The sequence below is a fragment of the Oscillibacter sp. genome, from assembly GCF_040505565.1.
In the GTDB taxonomy this organism is placed as follows: Bacteria; Bacillota; Clostridia; order Oscillospirales; family Oscillospiraceae; genus Oscillibacter.
In genome coordinates this window covers 111,813-128,746 of the sequence record NZ_JBEUWZ010000015.1, presented here as the reverse complement: position 1 = coordinate 128,746, position 16,934 = coordinate 111,813, and the positions used below count along the sequence as shown (strand labels likewise).

14 protein-coding genes and 1 riboswitch are annotated in these 16,934 nt (G+C 57.9%); of the genes, 10 read left to right on the top strand and 4 right to left on the bottom strand.

Annotated features, from left to right (window positions below; translation table 11 throughout):
• Positions 1-176: 176 nt before the first annotated feature.
• Positions 177-1,046, bottom strand: coding sequence for a rhomboid family intramembrane serine protease (locus ABWQ15_RS08805; protein WP_353908395.1), 870 nt, complete (start codon positions 1,044-1,046; stop codon positions 177-179).
• Positions 1,047-1,231: 185 nt separating this feature from the next.
• A riboswitch (SAM riboswitch) is annotated at positions 1,232-1,326 on the top strand.
• A gap of 102 nt (positions 1,327-1,428) precedes the next feature.
• On the opposite strand from ABWQ15_RS08805, the gene metK reads away from it, so the two are divergent.
• From metK to ABWQ15_RS08765, 8 genes are all read left to right on the top strand, one after another.
• The gene (metK, locus tag ABWQ15_RS08800; RefSeq protein ID WP_353908394.1) at positions 1,429-2,613 is read left to right on the top strand and encodes a methionine adenosyltransferase; all 1,185 of its coding nucleotides are present in this window, start codon (positions 1,429-1,431) and stop codon (positions 2,611-2,613) included.
• A gap of 177 nt (positions 2,614-2,790) precedes the next feature.
• Complete coding sequence (locus ABWQ15_RS08795; RefSeq protein ID WP_353908393.1) at positions 2,791-3,441, top strand: HAD family hydrolase; 651 nt, start codon at positions 2,791-2,793, stop codon at positions 3,439-3,441.
• A 97-nt stretch (positions 3,442-3,538) separates the two neighbouring features.
• Positions 3,539-4,555, top strand: a complete 1,017-nt coding sequence (locus ABWQ15_RS08790) for a glycosyltransferase family 2 protein (protein ID WP_353908392.1) — start codon at positions 3,539-3,541, stop codon at positions 4,553-4,555.
• 21 nt (positions 4,556-4,576) lie between these two features.
• On the top strand, positions 4,577-6,112 hold the full coding sequence (locus ABWQ15_RS08785; RefSeq protein WP_353908391.1) for an O-antigen ligase family protein: 1,536 nt from the start codon (positions 4,577-4,579) through the stop codon (positions 6,110-6,112).
• Positions 6,109-6,876 carry a sulfite exporter TauE/SafE family protein gene (locus ABWQ15_RS08780; RefSeq protein ID WP_353908390.1) on the top strand — a complete coding sequence of 256 codons (768 nt, stop codon included), beginning with the start codon at positions 6,109-6,111 and terminating at the stop codon, positions 6,874-6,876. The genes ABWQ15_RS08785 and ABWQ15_RS08780 overlap by 4 nt, the downstream gene beginning before the upstream one ends.
• Positions 6,877-6,937: 61 nt before the next feature.
• Positions 6,938-7,867 (top strand): cysteine synthase A, encoded by a 930-nt coding sequence (cysK, locus tag ABWQ15_RS08775; RefSeq protein WP_353908389.1) that lies wholly within the window; start codon positions 6,938-6,940, stop codon positions 7,865-7,867.
• Positions 7,868-8,145: 278 nt separating this feature from the next.
• Positions 8,146-8,943 (top strand): cell wall hydrolase, encoded by a 798-nt coding sequence (locus ABWQ15_RS08770; RefSeq protein WP_353908388.1) that lies wholly within the window; start codon positions 8,146-8,148, stop codon positions 8,941-8,943.
• Positions 8,944-9,005: 62 nt separating this feature from the next.
• Positions 9,006-9,800, top strand: a complete 795-nt coding sequence (locus ABWQ15_RS08765) for a TIGR04255 family protein (RefSeq protein WP_353908387.1) — start codon at positions 9,006-9,008, stop codon at positions 9,798-9,800.
• Between the two features lie 154 nt (positions 9,801-9,954).
• On the opposite strand, the gene ABWQ15_RS08760 is transcribed toward ABWQ15_RS08765, so the two are convergent.
• The 3 genes from ABWQ15_RS08760 to ade form a co-directional block, all read right to left on the bottom strand.
• Positions 9,955-11,184 carry an NADP-dependent isocitrate dehydrogenase gene (locus tag ABWQ15_RS08760; RefSeq protein ID WP_353908386.1) on the bottom strand — a complete coding sequence of 410 codons (1,230 nt, stop codon included), beginning with the start codon at positions 11,182-11,184 and terminating at the stop codon, positions 9,955-9,957.
• A 1-nt stretch (position 11,185) separates the two neighbouring features.
• A complete protein-coding gene (locus ABWQ15_RS08755; protein ID WP_353908385.1) occupies positions 11,186-13,420 on the bottom strand; it encodes a hydratase in 2,235 nt (744 codons plus the stop codon).
• Positions 13,421-13,665: 245 nt separating this feature from the next.
• Entirely contained in the window at positions 13,666-15,390 is a 1,725-nt protein-coding gene (ade, locus tag ABWQ15_RS08750) for an adenine deaminase (protein WP_353908384.1), read from the bottom strand.
• 227 nt (positions 15,391-15,617) lie between these two features.
• Here ade and ABWQ15_RS08745 point away from each other — a divergent pair, with 227 nt between their 5' ends.
• Both ABWQ15_RS08745 and ABWQ15_RS08740 read left to right on the top strand, forming a co-directional pair.
• Positions 15,618-16,253 carry a flavin reductase gene (locus ABWQ15_RS08745; RefSeq protein ID WP_353908383.1) on the top strand — a complete coding sequence of 212 codons (636 nt, stop codon included), beginning with the start codon at positions 15,618-15,620 and terminating at the stop codon, positions 16,251-16,253.
• Positions 16,254-16,590: 337 nt separating this feature from the next.
• Positions 16,591-16,857, top strand: coding sequence for a hypothetical protein (locus ABWQ15_RS08740; protein WP_353908382.1), 267 nt, complete (start codon positions 16,591-16,593; stop codon positions 16,855-16,857).
• Positions 16,858-16,934 lie beyond the last annotated feature (77 nt).

Genomic DNA, 16,934 nt, shown 5'->3' with positions numbered 1-16,934 from the left:
AGGGGCCGCCTTTGCAAGTTATTATACAGCGCTTTTGCCCGGCAAAAAAGGAAGGCGCCCACTTTTTCTTCACCTTTGGCGGACTGCCTGAATTCCAACTGAAATATTGGGAAAAATCACAACGCTGAGAAAAAGAAAGACCGCGGACGAACGTCCGCGGTCCTATATCTGTCCGGTTACGAAGTAAAATGCTCGTGATTAAAAATGTGGTCCTCGCAGAAGCAATGGTAACCCGCGCAGCGGGAGCAGTACCGGAATTGGAGGTTGGGAAAGTCTGTGTCTGTCCGCCCGCAGACGCTGCACTTGTGGTGATAGCCCTGTTCCCGGGCCTTTTTTGCCTGCTGCTTTGCGGCGTTCTTGAACTGGATGGTTCGGTGGGAGTTAACGTGGGCGGCGTACCCACGCCGGCGGGCCACCGCATCGGAAATCTCCGTCCAGAAAAAGACGAAGAAGTTCAGGATAGCCACCACCGGCAAAAGCGCGCCGATCAAATTCAGTTGGAAGGCGGAGCCGAGAATGTTCACGGCGAACAGCGCCGCGTCCACCCAGGCCAGCCACTTCACCTTGATGGGAATGATGAAGAACAGCAGTATCTGCATGTCCGGGTACAGCGCCGCGAAAGCAAAGAACATGGACATATTGATGTAATAGGCTCCCCAAACGGAGCCGTTGCCGCCAGTCAGAAAAATAATAAAGCCCGTTAGAATGGTCAGCACCATGCCGGAGATATAATACAGGGTGAATTTCGGTGTTCCCCACTCCCGCTCCAGCATACTGCCGATCCAGAAGTAGAAATACAGAGAAATCGCAAGATTGAAGAGGTTGGAGCTGTCCGGGACGAAAATGAAGGTCACCAGCCGCCAGATCTCTCCGTGAAGCACTGCGCGGGGGTCGAAGGCGAGGAAGGAGATCGCACCGTTATTGCTGAAACTGAGCAGCAGAAATACGATCACGTTGCCTGCCACGATGAATTTCATCAGGTTGGGAATGCCAAACCGGGGGTGGGTGTAGGCGAACCGGTCCACGGCGTTGTTGAGCTTTTTCAATGCAGGACCCTCCAAGCATACAGGTAAAATACAATGTTAGTTATTATAACCGGATTCTATGGAAAAGTCATGTATAATTTTTGAATTTGTATTTCTCAGCTGCATTTTTATAGGATTGATACTTTTTTTTAAATTACATATTGACATACGGAAAAAGATTCTATATGATATTTCTACAATTTAATACCTTATCAAGAGTGGCGGAGGGAACGGCCCGATGAAACCACGGCAACCTGTCTTTGACAAGGTGCCAAATCCGACGGAATCCGACAGATGAGGAGCAAAAAGTATTTTTGCGCACTTTCTTTGTTGGAAAGTGTGCATTTTTGCGCTTCAGCCGTGCCGCCGCTCCGCGGCGGGAACGAAAGAAAGGACGATCATTATGGCAAGACACTATCTTTTTACCTCTGAGTCCGTGACCGAGGGCCACCCGGACAAAATCTGCGACCAGATATCCGACGCGGTGCTGGACGCGATTATGGAGAGGGACCCCCAGGGCCGTGTGGCCTGCGAGACCACGGCCTGCACCGGGTTGATCCACGTGATGGGTGAGATCACCACCTCCTGCTACGTGGACATTTCCAAAATCGCCCGAGAGGTGGTTCGGGAGATCGGCTATGACCGGGGCAAGTACGGGTTCGACTGCGACACCTGCGCCGTCATCACGTCGATCGACGAACAGTCTGCCGACATCGCGCTGGGTGTGGACAAGTCCCTGGAGAGCAAGGAGACCGGCGACAGCGAGCTCTCCAACGGCGCAGGCGATCAGGGCATGATGTTCGGCTACGCCTGCGACGAGACGCCGGAGCTGATGCCTCTGCCCCTGTCTCTTGCTCAGAAACTGGCCATGCGATTGACGGAGGTGCGCAAGAGCGGAAAGCTCTCCTACCTCCGTCCCGACGGCAAGAGTCAGGTCACTGTGGAGTATGACGAGAACAACCGGCCCGTCCGGGTGGATACCGTGGTGGTCTCCACACAGCACGACCCGGACGTGTCTCTGGACACCATCCGGGCCGATATGATCGAACATGTCATCAAAGCCGTCATCTCCCCGGACATGCTGGACGGCAATACCAAATACTACGTGAATCCCACCGGACGCTTCGTCAAGGGCGGTCCGGCGGCGGACTCTGGCCTTACGGGACGGAAGATCATCGTCGATACTTACGGCGGCAGCGCGCCCCACGGCGGCGGATGCTTTTCCGGCAAGGACCCCACCAAGGTGGACCGCTCCGCGGCGTACGCAGCGAGGTATGTGGCGAAAAACATCGTGGCCGCGGGCCTTGCAAGGCGCTGCCAGGTGGAGCTGGCCTATGCCATCGGTGTTGCCCAGCCTGTGAGCATTCTGGTGGACACCTTCGGCACTGGCACGGTGGGCGACGACAAGCTGGAGGCAGCTGTCCGCAAGGTCTTCGATCTGCGGCCCACCGCCATTATCCGGGACCTCGACCTGCGCAGGCCCATCTACCGAAAGCTTGCCGCATACGGCCACATGGGCCGCACCGATCTGGGCGTGAAGTGGGAGGACACCGACCGGGTGGACGCACTGAAGGCCGCGGTAAAGTAAAAAAACATCAAAATCAGGCGCTCCGGGGACTCGGCCCTGGAGCGCCTGTACTGCGGAGGCGCCGCTCCCTGAAAAGGAAGACCTCCCCTGCTGGCTGGTGGATTTGCCCCATGCAGGGAAATGTGGTAAGATGCCCGTGGCAGAAGCAGAATCGATTTGAGTGAAACGAGGCTTTTTATGTTTAAAACGGTAATTTTTGATCTGGACGGTACGCTGTTGGATACGCTGGGTGATCTGACGGACGCCAGCAACCACATCTGCGCCCAGAGCGGCTGGCCTACCTTTACGCAGGAGCAGGTCCGCCATATGGTTGGTAACGGAAACCCCAAGCTGGTGGAGCGGTTCACCCCGGAGCGCGAGCGGACGCCGGAAAGATTGGCGGAGTCCCTCAGACAGTTCATGGCGTATTACGACCTTCACAAAATGGACCGCACGGCCCCCTATCCCGGCGTACCGGAGGCGTTGGAGGCGCTGCGGGCGGCGGGGATGAAGACTGCGGTCTTTTCCAACAAGGCGGACGCATTCTGTCCGTCACTGGTGCGGCACTATTTCGGAGATGTATTCGACATCGTCCGCGGCAAGCGGGACGGAGTTCCCGCGAAGCCGGACCCCGCCGGGGTCTATGCCCTGATGCGGGAATTGGATGCTTCGGCGGCAGACACCGTGTACGTAGGCGACAGCGATGTGGATGTATTGACCGGACACAACGCGGGGCTCACCGTCTGCGGCGTCACCTGGGGTTTCCGGGGGCGGGAAGAGCTGGCCCGGGCCGGAGCGGAGATGCTGGCGGGCAGCGGAGAAGAACTGACGGCGCTGCTGCTGGGATAAGGGCGGAGCTTTGGCCCCACATGGTCCGGTTTCAGTTGACCGATGGGGAAAAATAGGATATAGTGTGCATATTGCAAAGAAGGAGTGATGTGGGATCATGCCGGGTATCTCTGTAATTGTTCCTGTGTATCAGGCGAAAAAATATGTTGAAAAATGTGTGGATAGTGTCAAAAACCAGACATTTTCCGACTGGGAGATGTTGCTGGTGGACGACGGCTGCACGGACGGCTCGTCTCAGCTGTGCGACCAGTTCGCCGCCGGGGACGAGCGCATCCGGGTATTTCACAAAAAGAAGAACGGCGGCGTCAGCGCCGCCCGGAACCTGGCGCTGGACGAGGCCAAAGGCGATTATATCGCGTTTTTGGATGTTGATGACCGGTATGAGTGTCAGTGCCTGGAGACGTTGTGGAATCTGCGGCTTCAGGCGGACGCCGACAGCGCGGCCTGTGCGCACCTGAATCTGTGGCCTGACGGGACAAAACAGCCCGAGACGGTGCTTCCCGCCGGCGTTTACGACGCTGCGGGCATCCGAGAGGGCATCGTGGGTCCCCTGCTGGGCGACCGGCTGACCCAGCCCGTATTCAACGGGTTCATCTGGCGGTTCCTGTTCTCCCGGGAGATCCTGCGCGGCGCCCACATCACCTTTGAAGGCGCGTATCTGGAGGATGAGCTATTTTTAATGGAGTATTTCTGCCACGCCCAAAAACTGGCCGTGACGGACCAGCCTCTTTACCGCTATTTCCACAACCCATCCTCCGCCACCCACAAGTACATGCCGGACTTCATGCAGGTCTTCAGCCGCTTTATGGAGCAGAAGGAAGCGCTGGTAAAACGGCACGGACTGGAGTCGCTGCGCCCTCAGTGGCGGGAGAATTCCAACTGGGCGGGGCTGCTGATCGCCATCGGCAACGAGTATGCCCGAGGGAATGAGAAGTCCATCCGCAAAAAGCAAAAAGCTGTTCAGGCGCTGTGCGCGCGCCCTGAGATGGCGAGAGCCATTGAGACGCTTACGCCGGAGGGCGTATCCTCCAACAAGCATCTGGTGGTCAAGCTGGTGAAGGGGAAGCATTTCTTCATGCTGACCCAAATGTACCGTTTGAAAAACGGCATCTGAAGAAACGGGGAAGATTGATCCATGTTTTCCATTCAAGAAAGTTTCCTTTTTACCTTCTGGACGGCGCTGTGCCGGGCCTATGAGGCCAGCGCGCTCCACCGGCTGCTGGTGGCGGCGGGCCGCTGGAGCAACCGCCGGATCGACGAGTCCAGGATTCTCGACGTCCTGTGCCGGGAGGGGACCGTGGCCCGTGCGTGGAGCGAGAGCCGGACCTGCAAAATCCTGAGCTTTTTGGCCAACCTGCCGGGAAATCTGCTCCATCATCTTTACACTGCGTTTCAGCGGCAGTTTGACCAGAGTATTTTCGCCGGACTGGCGTTTGCCATGGGAGATGAGACCGCCGTCGGAGAATCCTGGGTCATCATGGCGCTGTGGATCATCCCCTATAAGCGGTGGAGCAATGGCTATAGTCTTCTGGGCTTCGCGGCGCTGCTGATTCTGTTTTACGCGGGGTCCATGCGCAGATACAATACCTTCCGCCTGGATTTAAAATCCGTGGGGCCGTATGCCGCGGGGATGTTTCTGGCGGTGGTGCTGGGCGTGGCTTTGTCCACGTACCCCAGCCTCTCCGCCCGGTTTTTGATGTACCATTCCGCGTGCCTTTTGTGTGTGCTGGTGACGGTCAGCGCCGTGCGGAATACCGGCGATTTCAAGCGTCTTGCCGCCGGGGGAAGCGCGGTGGTGCTGGTTTCCTCCCTGTACGCGGTCTATCAGCGGATTCAGGGCGTGGAGATCAACAAGTCCTATGTGGATGTGGACGTCAACGCCGGGATGCCGGGGCGGGTGGAGTCCTTCTTTGATAACCCCAATACCTTTGCACAGGTATTGATTTTGCTACTGCCCATTGTGCTGGGGTTGATGCTCTGCGCAAAACGGCCTGTTTTCAAGGTGATCGCCGCCGGCGTTTTTATCGTGGGCGTCGGAGCGCTGGGCATGACCTACTCAAGAGCCAGCTGGGTTGGCATTGCCTGCGCCATGGCTGTGGCGGTGTTTTTGTGGAAGCCGAAGTTGATTCCGCTGTTTGTCGCCGGATGTCTGCTGGCTGTCCCTTTGCTGCCCAGCAGTATCCTCAACCGCATCCTGACCATCACAAACACCAGTGATACCTCCACCTCAGGGCGCATTCCGCTCTATCAGGCGGCGCTGGCCACCATCAGAAAATCCCCAGTCACGGGAGCAGGGCTAGGCATTGACGCCGTACAGCAGTTCATCAAGGACAACAATCTCTACCACGCAAAGGCTCCCTTTGTCCACGCCCACAATATCTATCTACAGGTTTGGATTGAAACGGGATTGCTGGGGGTGGTCTCCTTTGTGGGCGCCATGCTGCTGAACATTAAAAACGCGGCCCGGACCGTGCGGCACTGCGGCGATTCCGCCGCCCGTACCCTCACCTGCGCCGCTGCGTCGTCCCTTTGCGGCATTATGGTCTGCGGCCTGGCGGATTACCCCTGGCACTATCCACGGGTTATGAGCATATTCTGGTTTGTCTTTGCGCTGTGCATTGCCGGTACAAAGCTGTGCCGGCAGTGTGAACAAGAGGAGGAAAATCGGTGACAGGACAGATTTTGCCCTTTTTGATCGTCTGCCCGCTGGTATTTCTGGCCGGATTTGTGGACGCCATTGCTGGCGGCGGGGGGCTGATCTCCCTGCCGGCCTATCTGATTACCGGTCTGCCGGTCCACAACGCCATAGCCACCAACAAGACCTCCTCCGCCATGGGTACCGCCATCGCAACGCTCCGGTATGCCCGCAGCGGCTACATTCCCTGGCGGGAGGCGTCCGCCGGGATTGTGTTTGCTCTGGCTGGCTCCACTCTGGGCGCGAGGCTTGCGCTGATGCTGGACGACGGCGTTTTTCGAATCGTCATGCTGGTGATTCTGCCGCTCACCGCGGTGTATGTACTGCGGGGCAAGGCTCTGCGAGAGACCGAGGGAGGGGAGGAATACCCCCTGCGCAAGACCCTTGCCATCGTGATGGCGGCGGCACTGGTGATCGGTGTGTACGACGGATTTTACGGCCCCGGAACTGGTACGTTCCTGATTTTGATCCTCACCGGGGCGGCCCACATGGATCTGCGAAAGGCAAACGGTGTCACCAAGGCCATCAACCTGGCCACCAATGTGGCGGCACTGGCGGTATATCTGCTGAGCGGAAAGGTGCTGATGACACTGGGGCTGACGGCGGGACTTTTCAGTATCGCCGGAAACTACATCGGCGCCCGGTTCTTCTCCAGCAAGGGATCAAAGTCGGTGAAGCCCGTGATTCTGATCGTGCTGGGAATCTTTTTTATCCGCGAGTTGACGGAAATTTTGGGTTGACGTCGGAACGATTGGACTAAAACGCCGCGGCTGCGGTGTAAATGCGCAGGGAGGGGTATTCATGAGGATTTATGACAGCATAGAGGAATTGATTGGCAACACACCGCTGGTGCGGCTGCATCACATCGAATCTCAGTACGGTCTGGATGCCGTTTTGCTGGCGAAGCTGGAGAGGTCCAACCCCGCGGGCAGCGCAAAGGACCGGGTGGCCGCGCAGATCATCGCGGCGGCGGAACAGGCGGGCAGTCTGATTCCCGGCGGCACCATCATCGAGCCCACCTCCGGGAATACGGGAATCGGTTTGGCCGCCGTGGGCGCGGCGAAGGGGTATCATGTGATTTTGACGATGCCGGAAACCATGAGCGTGGAGAGGCAAAACCTCATCAGGGCCTACGGTGCGGAAATTGTTCTGACGCCCGGAGAAGAGGGAATGTCCGGCGCTGTCAGGAAGGCGGAGGAACTGCAAAGGGCCACGCCCGGCAGTATCCTTGGGGGCCAGTTCGACAATCCCGCCAATCCGGAGGCGCACTATTGTACCACCGGCCCTGAAATCTGGGCGGATACCGACGGGCAGGTGGATGTGTTCGTGGCCGGCGTCGGCACGGGCGGTACCATCAGTGGAACGGGGAAGTATCTCAAGGAGAAAAAACCGAGCGTGAAGGTGGTTGCCGTGGAGCCGTCCCGGTCACCGCTGCTGAGCGGGGGTCACGCGGGCCCCCACGGTCTGCAGGGGATTGGCGCGAACTTTGTGCCGGGGAATCTGGACCGGACGCTGCTGGACGAGATCGTGCCCGTCACCGACGAGGATGCCTATGCCCTTGGCCGCGAGCTGGCCCAAAGTGAGGGCCTGCTGGTGGGCATTACCTCCGGCGCGGCAGTCTGGGCGGCGATCCAGCTGGCAAGACGACCGGAGAATCGCGGCAGGACCGTTGTGGCGCTGCTTCCGGATTCGGGCGAGCGGTATCTTTCCACCCCTATGTTCCGGAACTGAGCCGACATCTGACTTTGCGCGCAGAAGTGCTGATTATGCCTGCCTGCCGGCTGCGGCAGCTTGAATGAACCCCTCTGCCACCTACGCGGCCCCGTTCCCATGGGAACGGGGCCGCGTTTTCTCCCAGCCAGACTGTTCCAGTTTTTCCAGCTTTTGCGGGTTGTAACTTTTTGTAACTTCCTGTATTATTTTTTATAGGAATTTCCAACAAAAATGGAAAACACAGTGCCCCTGAGCCGACTTTAACGCTTGGGGACAGCGCAGAAAGGACAATCGGGATGATGAAACGGGAAATCATGACAGGGCTGTTGGCGGCGGTGCTGACGGCTGGCGCCGTCGTTCCTGCCGCGGCGACGGCCCGGACGGTGTCGGTGCAGGTGGACGGCACCGTGCTGACTACGGAAAATTATCTGGAGAGCGGCGTGACTTATGTTCCCCTGCGGGCGCTGCTGGACGCCTTCGGCGGCTGGGAGCTTCACTGGGATACGGCGAAGGGAGAAGCCGTGGCCAGTTGCGGGACGACGCATCTGGAGGCGGACCCGACGGCCGACACCATCACGGTGGGTGGGCATACATACAGCGGCAGCGTGACAGTACGGTCCGGATGTACCTACGTTCCTCTGCGGCTCACCACCGCCGCCTGCGGCGGCGGAGTCGCGTGGGACGGCGCGTTCGGCGGCGTGGCGGTGACATCTCCAAACGCCTCGTATGATGCCGTGGAATTGTACTGGCTGTCTCATATCATCAGCGCCGAGAGCGAGGGAGAATCGATGGAGGGACAGGTTGCCGTGGGCAATGTGGTGCTGAACCGGGTGGCTTCCGACAATTTTCCGAACTCCGTTCAAGCGGTGGTGTTCGATAGCAGGGACGGCGTCCAGTTTGAGCCGGTGAGCAACGGCACGGTCTACAACACCCCCGCCGCTTCCGCCGTATTGGCGGCTAAGCAGGCGCTGGACGGCGCGGAGACGGTGGGGAAGTGTATGTACTTCTACGCGCCCGCTTTGTCAAAGGGCCTGTGGGTCAATGCCAACCGGACCTATTACACCACGATCGGCTGCCATCGGTTCTACCTTTGATTGACTTTTTTTCGCACGGGGGATATGATAAAGGCAACATTGAAAAAAGGAGCCTTTGTGCCATGTTGTTTTCCAAACATCCCAGAACGGTTTACGCCGATGCCCCTGCTCACGAGGTGATTTGCCAGTTCCGGTTTCCAACGATCCTTGCGATCAATGACACGGAACCCGCAGCGTTTCAGGACGCGATCCGGGAGGATTTCCCCCAGTTCATTCGGCGGGAGGACACGGTTCCTCCTCAGGTGGAGGGCCTCGGCGGGCCCAACCCCCAGATCAAGCAGCAAAAGCCGGTGACGAACTATCACTTTGTCGCCGCCGACAATCTGTGGAAGATCAATCTGACCCAGAATTTTATTGCCCTGTCCACCCTACGGTATACCGGATGGGAGGATTTTGCGAGAGAATTGGACAAGCCTCTGGCGGAGTTTATCCGTATTTACAAGCCCGCTTATTTTGAACGGGTGGGGCTGCGGTACGTGAACATCATCTCCCGCGAGAAGCTGAGTCTGCGGGACAGCGCGTGGACGGAACTGATTGCGCCGGCATATCTGGGCGCCATGGCGGAGCCGGACGTGCGGGAGGAGGACGTGCTGAACAGCGCGGTGGATTTGCAGTGTAAGCTGGATTCCAGCTGCGCGGCAAAGGTCCACGCCGGACCCGGCCGTCTGCGGGCGAACCAGCCCGACGCGCCTCAGGACACGGAGGTCAAGTTTATCTTCGACATGGACCTGTCCATGGGCGGACAGGTGAGCTGCAATCTCTCCGCCGGTGCGCTGGAGACGCTCCATGCCCATGCAACGGAGCTGTTCGAGGGAGCCATCACCGATACCCTGCGGACGGCTATGAAGCCGGAATAAGGCAAAATACGCGCTTTTTCGGAATATGACGGTATAAGAAAAGCCAGTGGGGAGAATGTTTCATTCTCCCCACCGGCTTTTTTGGTGGACGGACGTCTGCCGCCGCGCTGAAATGCAGCAGGGCAGAATATGACTGCGCGAACGGAAGCCCAACTTACCGATTGGAAACGCTGCGCATTTTTTCGGCCAGCCGTTTTGAGATGGCCAGCAGGGACTCCTCGTAGTTTACGATCTGACACCGGTGCCCTTCGTCGACCAGAACGGCCAGGTCGCCGGTGAGGAGGCCGTCCTTCATGGTTTCAAGACACGCGCTTTCCAGCTTTCCGGCAAACGATACCAGATCGGGCAGATCATCCAGCTGTCCCCGGCGGCGCAGAGCGCCGGTCCAGGCGAAGATGGTGGCGGTGGAGTTGGTGGAGGGCTTTTCCCCGGCGCGGTAACGGTAAAAGTGGCGGGTGACGGTGCCGTGGGACGCTTCAAACTCCGTGGACCCATCCGGAGACATCAGCACGGAGGTCATCATGGCAAGAGACCCAAAGGCCGCGGCCACCATGTCGCTCATGACATCCCCGTCATAATTCTTCAGAGCCCAGACAAAGCCGCCCTTAGAGCGCATGACCCGGGATACCGCGTCGTCGATCAGCGTATAGAAATAGTGGAGACCCAGAGCGTCAAATCGTTCCTTATAGGTATTGGCGAATTCCTCGTCAAAGGCTCTGCGGAACTCCCCGTCATATTCCTTGGAGATGGTGTCCTTGGCGGAGAACCACAGGTCCTGCTTCGTATCCAGCGCGTACTGAAAGCAGGAGCGAACAAAGGCGCGAATGGAGGTCTCCGTGTTGTGCTGTCCCTGAAACACGGCAGAGCCTTTCGTTTGGGCGATGGTGAGCGTTTGCTCCCTGCCGCTGTGTCCTTTGAAATTCAGAGTGGCGATGCCAGGTTCGTCCGTCACCAACTCCACGGCCTTATACATGTCGCCATAGGCATGGCGGGCCACAGTGATGGGCTTCTCCCACCCCGGCACCGCCGGACGGAGAAAGGGCAGCAGAATGGGGGCGCGGAACGCCGTTCCGTCCAGTACGGCGCGGATGGTTCCGTTGGGTGAGGGCCAGATTTCCGACAGGTGGTATTCCTCCTGCCGATGGCGGTTGGCGGTGATGGTGGCGCATTTGACTGCCACGCCCAGCCGCTCCGTGGCATTGGCCGCGTCAACGGTTACCTGATCCCGCGTCTCGTCCCGATGACCAAGACCCAGATCGTAGTACTCCGTTTTCAGATCCACGTAGGGCTTAATCAGCTCATCCTTAATAATCTGCCAGAGAACGCGGGTCATTTCGTCCCCGTCCATCTCCACCAGAGGTACCTTCATTTTGATTTTTTCCATATCAGCTGTTCCTCTTTCGATAGTAATTCATCAGGCAGCCGTCCAACAGGATTTCCTGTTCGTCCTCTGTCAGATTTTGTAGGTGGAGGATTAGGGACTCCGTCCTCCCGTCGCTTCGCAGCAGCGTGGCGGGAAGCGCTTCCTTCCCAGCGGCAAGGGACTCCCGGACGCCGGGGATGAAGACGCAGTCGCCATTTTCGCCGGTGAAATCCTCTTCCAGCGTGAAGGGTAAAATGCCCCAGTTGATGCAGTTGGAGCGGTAGCGCTTTGTGGCAAAGCTCCGGCAGAAGTTGGCGCAGCCCCCCAGCACCCGCTGGCAGGACGCAGCCTGCTCCCGGGCGGACCCGTCGCCGGGCTTGTTGGCGTAAATGGCGGAGCCGAATTGCGTGGTTTTCAAAAGCGTTGCCCCATCGCCCACGCGGTTGAGAAGCGAGGTCAACGCTGCCGGAGCTTTTCCCGACAGACGGTCAGCTTCTGCCATCGCTGCGGCTTTAGCGCGGGGCACGTACTGCGGTTCCCGGCGGGACAGGGTGAATTCCGCCAGACGCAGAGGGTTGGAACGGTAGGCCGAGGTCTCACCGGAGGGAATCAGCTCGTCGGTGGTGGTGACCTCGTCCCGCAGGACCGCCGCCAGTTCTACCAACAGGTTGTCCGCCAAAGGCTGGATCTCCGGCCAGTCCGTTATATTGGGCCCCATCACCAGTTCCGTCCCCGGTTGGGGATTTCCGATGCCATTGTATACCCGCTTTACATAGGGGGAGGCATCGAACCGGTAGGGGAGGGGGCGGATGTCACAGTCCGTCTCCGTGGCAGGGGTGATCTTTCCGCCGTTCCGGGCGGTGGCGGCGATGGAGCGGGCGTCCATCAGGCACACGCCGGAGAATTGCCCGTCCCCGGGCTTGCTGCCCTCCCGGTTTGGGAAGTTGCGGGTGGTATGCCGCAGGCTCAGAGCGTTATTGGCGGGTACGTCTCCCGCGCCGAAGCAGGGACCGCAGAAACTGGGCTTGATGATCGTGCCGGTCTCCAGCAGGTCTGCGGTGACGCCTGCCCGGGTCAGGGCCAGACTCACCGGCACGCTGGTGGGATAGACGCTGAGGGAGAACCCGCCGTCTCCCACGCCGCCGCCCCGCAGGATGTCCGCGGCGGCGGTGATGTTGTCGAAAAGTCCGCCGGCGCAGCCCGCCACGATGCCCTGATCAGCCCAGACGCCGCCATCCCGGATCTTGTCCGTAAGCCGGGGCTTGACCATGGGCCAGCGCTTTTTTGCGTCCCACTCCACCGCAGACAGAATGTCGTCGGCGTTATCCAGAAATTCCCGGATTGGCCAGGCGTTGGAGGGATGGAAGGGAAGCGCGATCATGGGTTCCACTGTGCCGAGGTCGATGGTGACCATGCGGTCGTAGTAGGCGGACTCCCCAGGGCGCAGGGGCTTGTATGCTTCCGCCCGGCCGTGGGTTTCATAAAACAGCTTCACGGTGTCGTCGGTTTCCCAGATAGAGCTGAGGCAGGCGGTCTCCGTGGTCATCACGTCGATGCCGTTGCGGTAGTCTATGGGTAGGGAGGCAATTCCAGGTCCCGCAAACTCCAGAACCCGGTTGCGGACAAAGCCGCTTTCAAACGTGGCCTTCACCAGAGCCAGAGCCACATCGTGAGGCCCAACACCCATTTTCGGTGCGCCGGTGAGGTACACCAGCACTACCTCCGGATAATCGGCATCCCAGGTGTTTTTCAGCAGCTGCTTGCAAAGCTCCGGGCCGCCCTCGCCCACGCCCATGGTGCCAAGAGCCCCGTACCGGGTGTGGGAGTCGGAGCCAAGGATCATCTTTCCACAGCCGGCCAGCTGTTCCCGGGCATAGGAGTGGATGACGCTCTGGTTGGCGGGGACATAGATGCCTCCGTACTTTTTCGCAGCGGAGAGGCCGAAGGCGTGGTCATCCTCGTTGATGGTGCCGCCCACGGCGCACAGGCTGTTGTGGCAGTTGGTCAGCGCGTAGGGCAGGGGAAATTCCTGCATACCGGAGGCTCGGGCCTGCTGGATGATGCCCACATAGGTAATGTCGTGGGAGGCCATGGCGTCAAAGCGAATCTGAAGCTGGTCCTCACCTCCGGAGACATTGTGGCTCTGTAAAACAGACCAGGTTAGAGTGCGCTTCCGGCCCTCCCCCGGGGAGACGGATGCGGTTTCGCAGGGGACGCCGTTGGAAAGGAACACGCCGGAAGAACACAGCGCGATCATGAGAGATCCCTCCTGAGACTGCTGGTTTTGCAGTCGATTTTTATTATTATGTAATAGTTACCTTAATGTAACACAAAAACTTAGACATGAAAAGTAAAAAGTGGCGGAAACAGGACGCTATCCTGCATTTTCGTCGAAATGACCGCGAAAGTGAGACGGCAAGGCGAGAACTTTGTCACCGTCTTCCGAAAGCAAAAACCGCGCGGACAAAAGCAAACGCCTTTGTCCGCGCGGCAAAATCCGGTTTATACGTAGGTCTGATGATTCACGTCAAACACGCCCCGGGTGGTAATTCGCAGGGACGGAATGACGGGCAGGGCCATGAAGCTGAGAGTCATGAAGGGATCGATGCCCACTGAGACTCCCAGAGCATAGGCTTTCGCTTTGGCAGCCTCCAGCTCCCGGTTGACTACCGTCAACGGCTCTTCACTCATGATGCCGGCGATGGCCAGAGGTACCTCCGCCACAGATTTCCCCCCGTCCAGCACCACGATGCCGCCGTTCAGCTCCACCACCCGGTTTGCCGCCGCCGCCATGTCCGCCTCATTGGTCCCCACGACAATGATGTTGTGGGAGTCATGGGAAATGGAGGTGGCCACCGCGCCGGACTTCAGGCCGTAGCCCTGAATGTAGCCGATGCCGATGTGGCGCGTGTTTTTGTGCCGCTCCACCACGGCCAACTTCAACACGTCGTATTCCGCGTCGATGCGGTCGGAGTACCCCGCGTCCACCGTGGTGATCTCGCCGGGGACCATGCCGATGATGCCCCGGGGGCGTTTTTCCGTGAAATCCTCCGCTGTCAGCGTTCCCACATGGAACGTATTGTGGGAACGCTCCACCAGATACGGCTCGATGGGCGGCACGGGGAAATCCTTCACCTCGCCATTTTCCACAAGGAGCTCGCCCCGCTTATAGACCTTTTCAATATGGAACTTCTCAAAGCTGTCGATGATGACAAAGTCGCCCAGATAGCCCGGCGCGACGGCTCCCCGGTTATTCAGCAGGAAATACCGTGCCGCATTGTGGCAGGCCACCTTCACAGCCGTGATGGGGTTTGCTCCAAGGGCGATGGCCCGCTTCACGATATAGTCGATATGGCCCTTTTCCAAAAGGTCGTTGGGGTGCTTGTCGTCGGTGCAGAACATGCAGCGCTCGGAGTATTTGTCGCACAGAAGCGGTACCAGCGCCTCCAGATTTCGGGCGGCGGTGCCCTCCCGGATCATAATGAACTGGCCCCGCTGCAGCTTTTCGATGGCGTCGTTCAGATCGTGGCACTCGTGGTCGGAGTAGACCCCGGCGGCAATATAGGTATTCAGATCGTTGCCCACAAGATCCGGAGCGTGGCCGTCGATCTTCTTGTGATGCGCCTGAGCCGCCACAATTTTTTCAACGGCCTGCTCGTCACCGTTGATTACGCCCACGAAGTTCATCATCTCCGCAAGGCCCTGAACTCTTGGGTGGTCATAGAAGGAGTCGATGGCACGATAATCCAGAATCGCCCCGGATTCGTCCAGAGGTGTCGCCGGGACGCAGGAGGGCAGCATAAACCGTACATCCACCGGCAGGCCTTCCGTGGCCTGAAGCATATACTCGATGCCGTCCGTCCCCATGACGTTGGCGATCTCATGGGGATCGGTGATGACGGTGGTGGTTCCGTGAGGCAAAACGGCCTTCACAAATTCCCGGGGACTGACCAGAGAACTCTCCAGATGAATGTGGGCGTCCAGAAAACCGGGCAGGACAATTTTTCCGGAGCAGTCCTGTTCCGTCTCGCCCTCGTACCGGCCCATGCCCACGATCAGCCCCTCGGCCACGGCGATATCGGCCTGACACAACTCGTTTGAGAACACATTGACGTAGGTGGCGTTTTTCAACACCAGATCCGCCTTTTCCCGACCGGAGGCGGCGGCGATGATGCGCCGCTTTTTCAGCAGCTTTCGGTTGATCTTACCCGCATAGCTCTCAGACATGGAACCACTCCTTCTCAATATTAAATTTGCTTATTTCTAAGAGTAAGAAAAATAATAGCAATTAATTTGAGGAAAGTATACGCGTAAAAAATGCGTTTGTCCAGAGAGAAACCGAGAAAATTTTTCTGTTGCATAAACTGCTTTCAATTCTAAGAATTTTTGGTATATTAGAAATAATAGATATACTAAGTAAATTGCCGATAACGGCACAGGGAAGGGGCTTTTTTATGAGTGGAGCACTAAACGCAAAGGCCTATGATGTTATGGATTACGGTATGTATTTGGTTTCCTCGACCGCCAATGGCAGACGGAACGGCTGTATTGTTACCTCTTTTGCGCAGGTTACCTCGTCCCATCCGCCCCGCTTTATTGTTACCTTAAATAAGGATCACGCTACTACCGATGCGATCCTGGCCTCCGGTGTTTTCTCTGTGACGCTGCTGGCAGCGGACTGTACGGAGGAAATTATAAACACCTTTGGTTACAAGTCTGGCCGGGTGGGGGACAAGTTTGCCGGGTTCGAGGCGAAGACGGATGAAGCGGGCTGCCCGTATCTGACGGACCACATGGTGTCCCGGGTCAGCTGCCGGGTGGTGGAAAAGCTGGAGATCGGAAGTTATCTGCTCTTTGTGGGCGAGGCCAGTGAGGCGGAGGTCCTCGCCGGGGGAGCGGTATTGACGCTGGGCGCATTTTCGAGCCGCGGCAAAAGCACGCCGCCCACGGCCACCGTGGTACGGGAGATGGTGGGCAACGGATTCCGCTGCACCGTCTGCGGTTATATTTACGAGAGCGAGACTTTACCGCCGGACTATATTTGTCCCGTCTGCCACGCACCCGCCAGCAAATTCGTCCCGAACGATTAAGGTTAGCCGCGGGAAAGCAAGCATCAAGGCGTCCGCTTATAGCGGACGCCTTGATGCTTGCTTCTTATCCCTGTTTTCTGCAATCCCCATGGATTGAAAAGGGTGTCGGGCTCTTAAAAAAGAATAGCGGCTTGTTCTGCGAAAGCAGACAACGAACTGGCTGTCTGACACATTTTTGCATACAAAATACACATAAAACTAACTGATATACCATAGAAAAACGGAATATTTTCATAAAGTTAATAAACGGATTGAACTTCCTGTTGACTTTTTTTAATTAAGCAGTTATCGTAGGAAAAAACACCGGCGCAACAGAGCGTCGAGAGAGGAGAAAGCCATGACGATGCGCATGCGTACAAATACCGCCATGACTTCCACGGCAGCATTTGCCGCGGATGCTTTCTCCTGCGCCCGCACGGCTTTTCATACGGCCATTTTGATTCTGGACGCTGCATTTGCGGCGTCCTTTTTTGTTGTCCTGCTGGCTCTGGTACTGGTATCTCTGCTGGGCTTGCTGAACATTACCCTGATTAGCCTGATTACTCTGATTAGCCTGCTGGTTCTGCTGGTAGTACTGCTGATTTCTATGCGCCTGAAACGGTGACCTGCGTCTGATATTCTATTTTGGAAAAATCAGAAGCGGCTCCGCTGTCAGGCGGAGCCCCCCCCCCCCCCCCCCCC

Coding starts and splice junctions, on each gene's coding strand:
- ABWQ15_RS08785 (WP_353908391.1), top strand. CDS start 4,577: ATGTTTTCCATTCAAGAAAGTTTCCTTTTTACCTTCTGGACGGCGCTG.
- ade (WP_353908384.1), bottom strand. CDS start 15,390: ATGTCTGAGAGCTATGCGGGTAAGATCAACCGAAAGCTGCTGAAAAAG.
- cysK (WP_353908389.1), top strand. CDS start 6,938: ATGAGGATTTATGACAGCATAGAGGAATTGATTGGCAACACACCGCTG.
- metK (WP_353908394.1), top strand. CDS start 1,429: ATGGCAAGACACTATCTTTTTACCTCTGAGTCCGTGACCGAGGGCCAC.
- ABWQ15_RS08765 (WP_353908387.1), top strand. CDS start 9,006: ATGTTGTTTTCCAAACATCCCAGAACGGTTTACGCCGATGCCCCTGCT.
- ABWQ15_RS08745 (WP_353908383.1), top strand. CDS start 15,618: ATGAGTGGAGCACTAAACGCAAAGGCCTATGATGTTATGGATTACGGT.
- ABWQ15_RS08790 (WP_353908392.1), top strand. CDS start 3,539: ATGCCGGGTATCTCTGTAATTGTTCCTGTGTATCAGGCGAAAAAATAT.
- ABWQ15_RS08770 (WP_353908388.1), top strand. CDS start 8,146: ATGATGAAACGGGAAATCATGACAGGGCTGTTGGCGGCGGTGCTGACG.
- ABWQ15_RS08755 (WP_353908385.1), bottom strand. CDS start 13,420: ATGATCGCGCTGTGTTCTTCCGGCGTGTTCCTTTCCAACGGCGTCCCC.
- ABWQ15_RS08795 (WP_353908393.1), top strand. CDS start 2,791: ATGTTTAAAACGGTAATTTTTGATCTGGACGGTACGCTGTTGGATACG.
- ABWQ15_RS08740 (WP_353908382.1), top strand. CDS start 16,591: ATGACGATGCGCATGCGTACAAATACCGCCATGACTTCCACGGCAGCA.
- ABWQ15_RS08760 (WP_353908386.1), bottom strand. CDS start 11,184: ATGGAAAAAATCAAAATGAAGGTACCTCTGGTGGAGATGGACGGGGAC.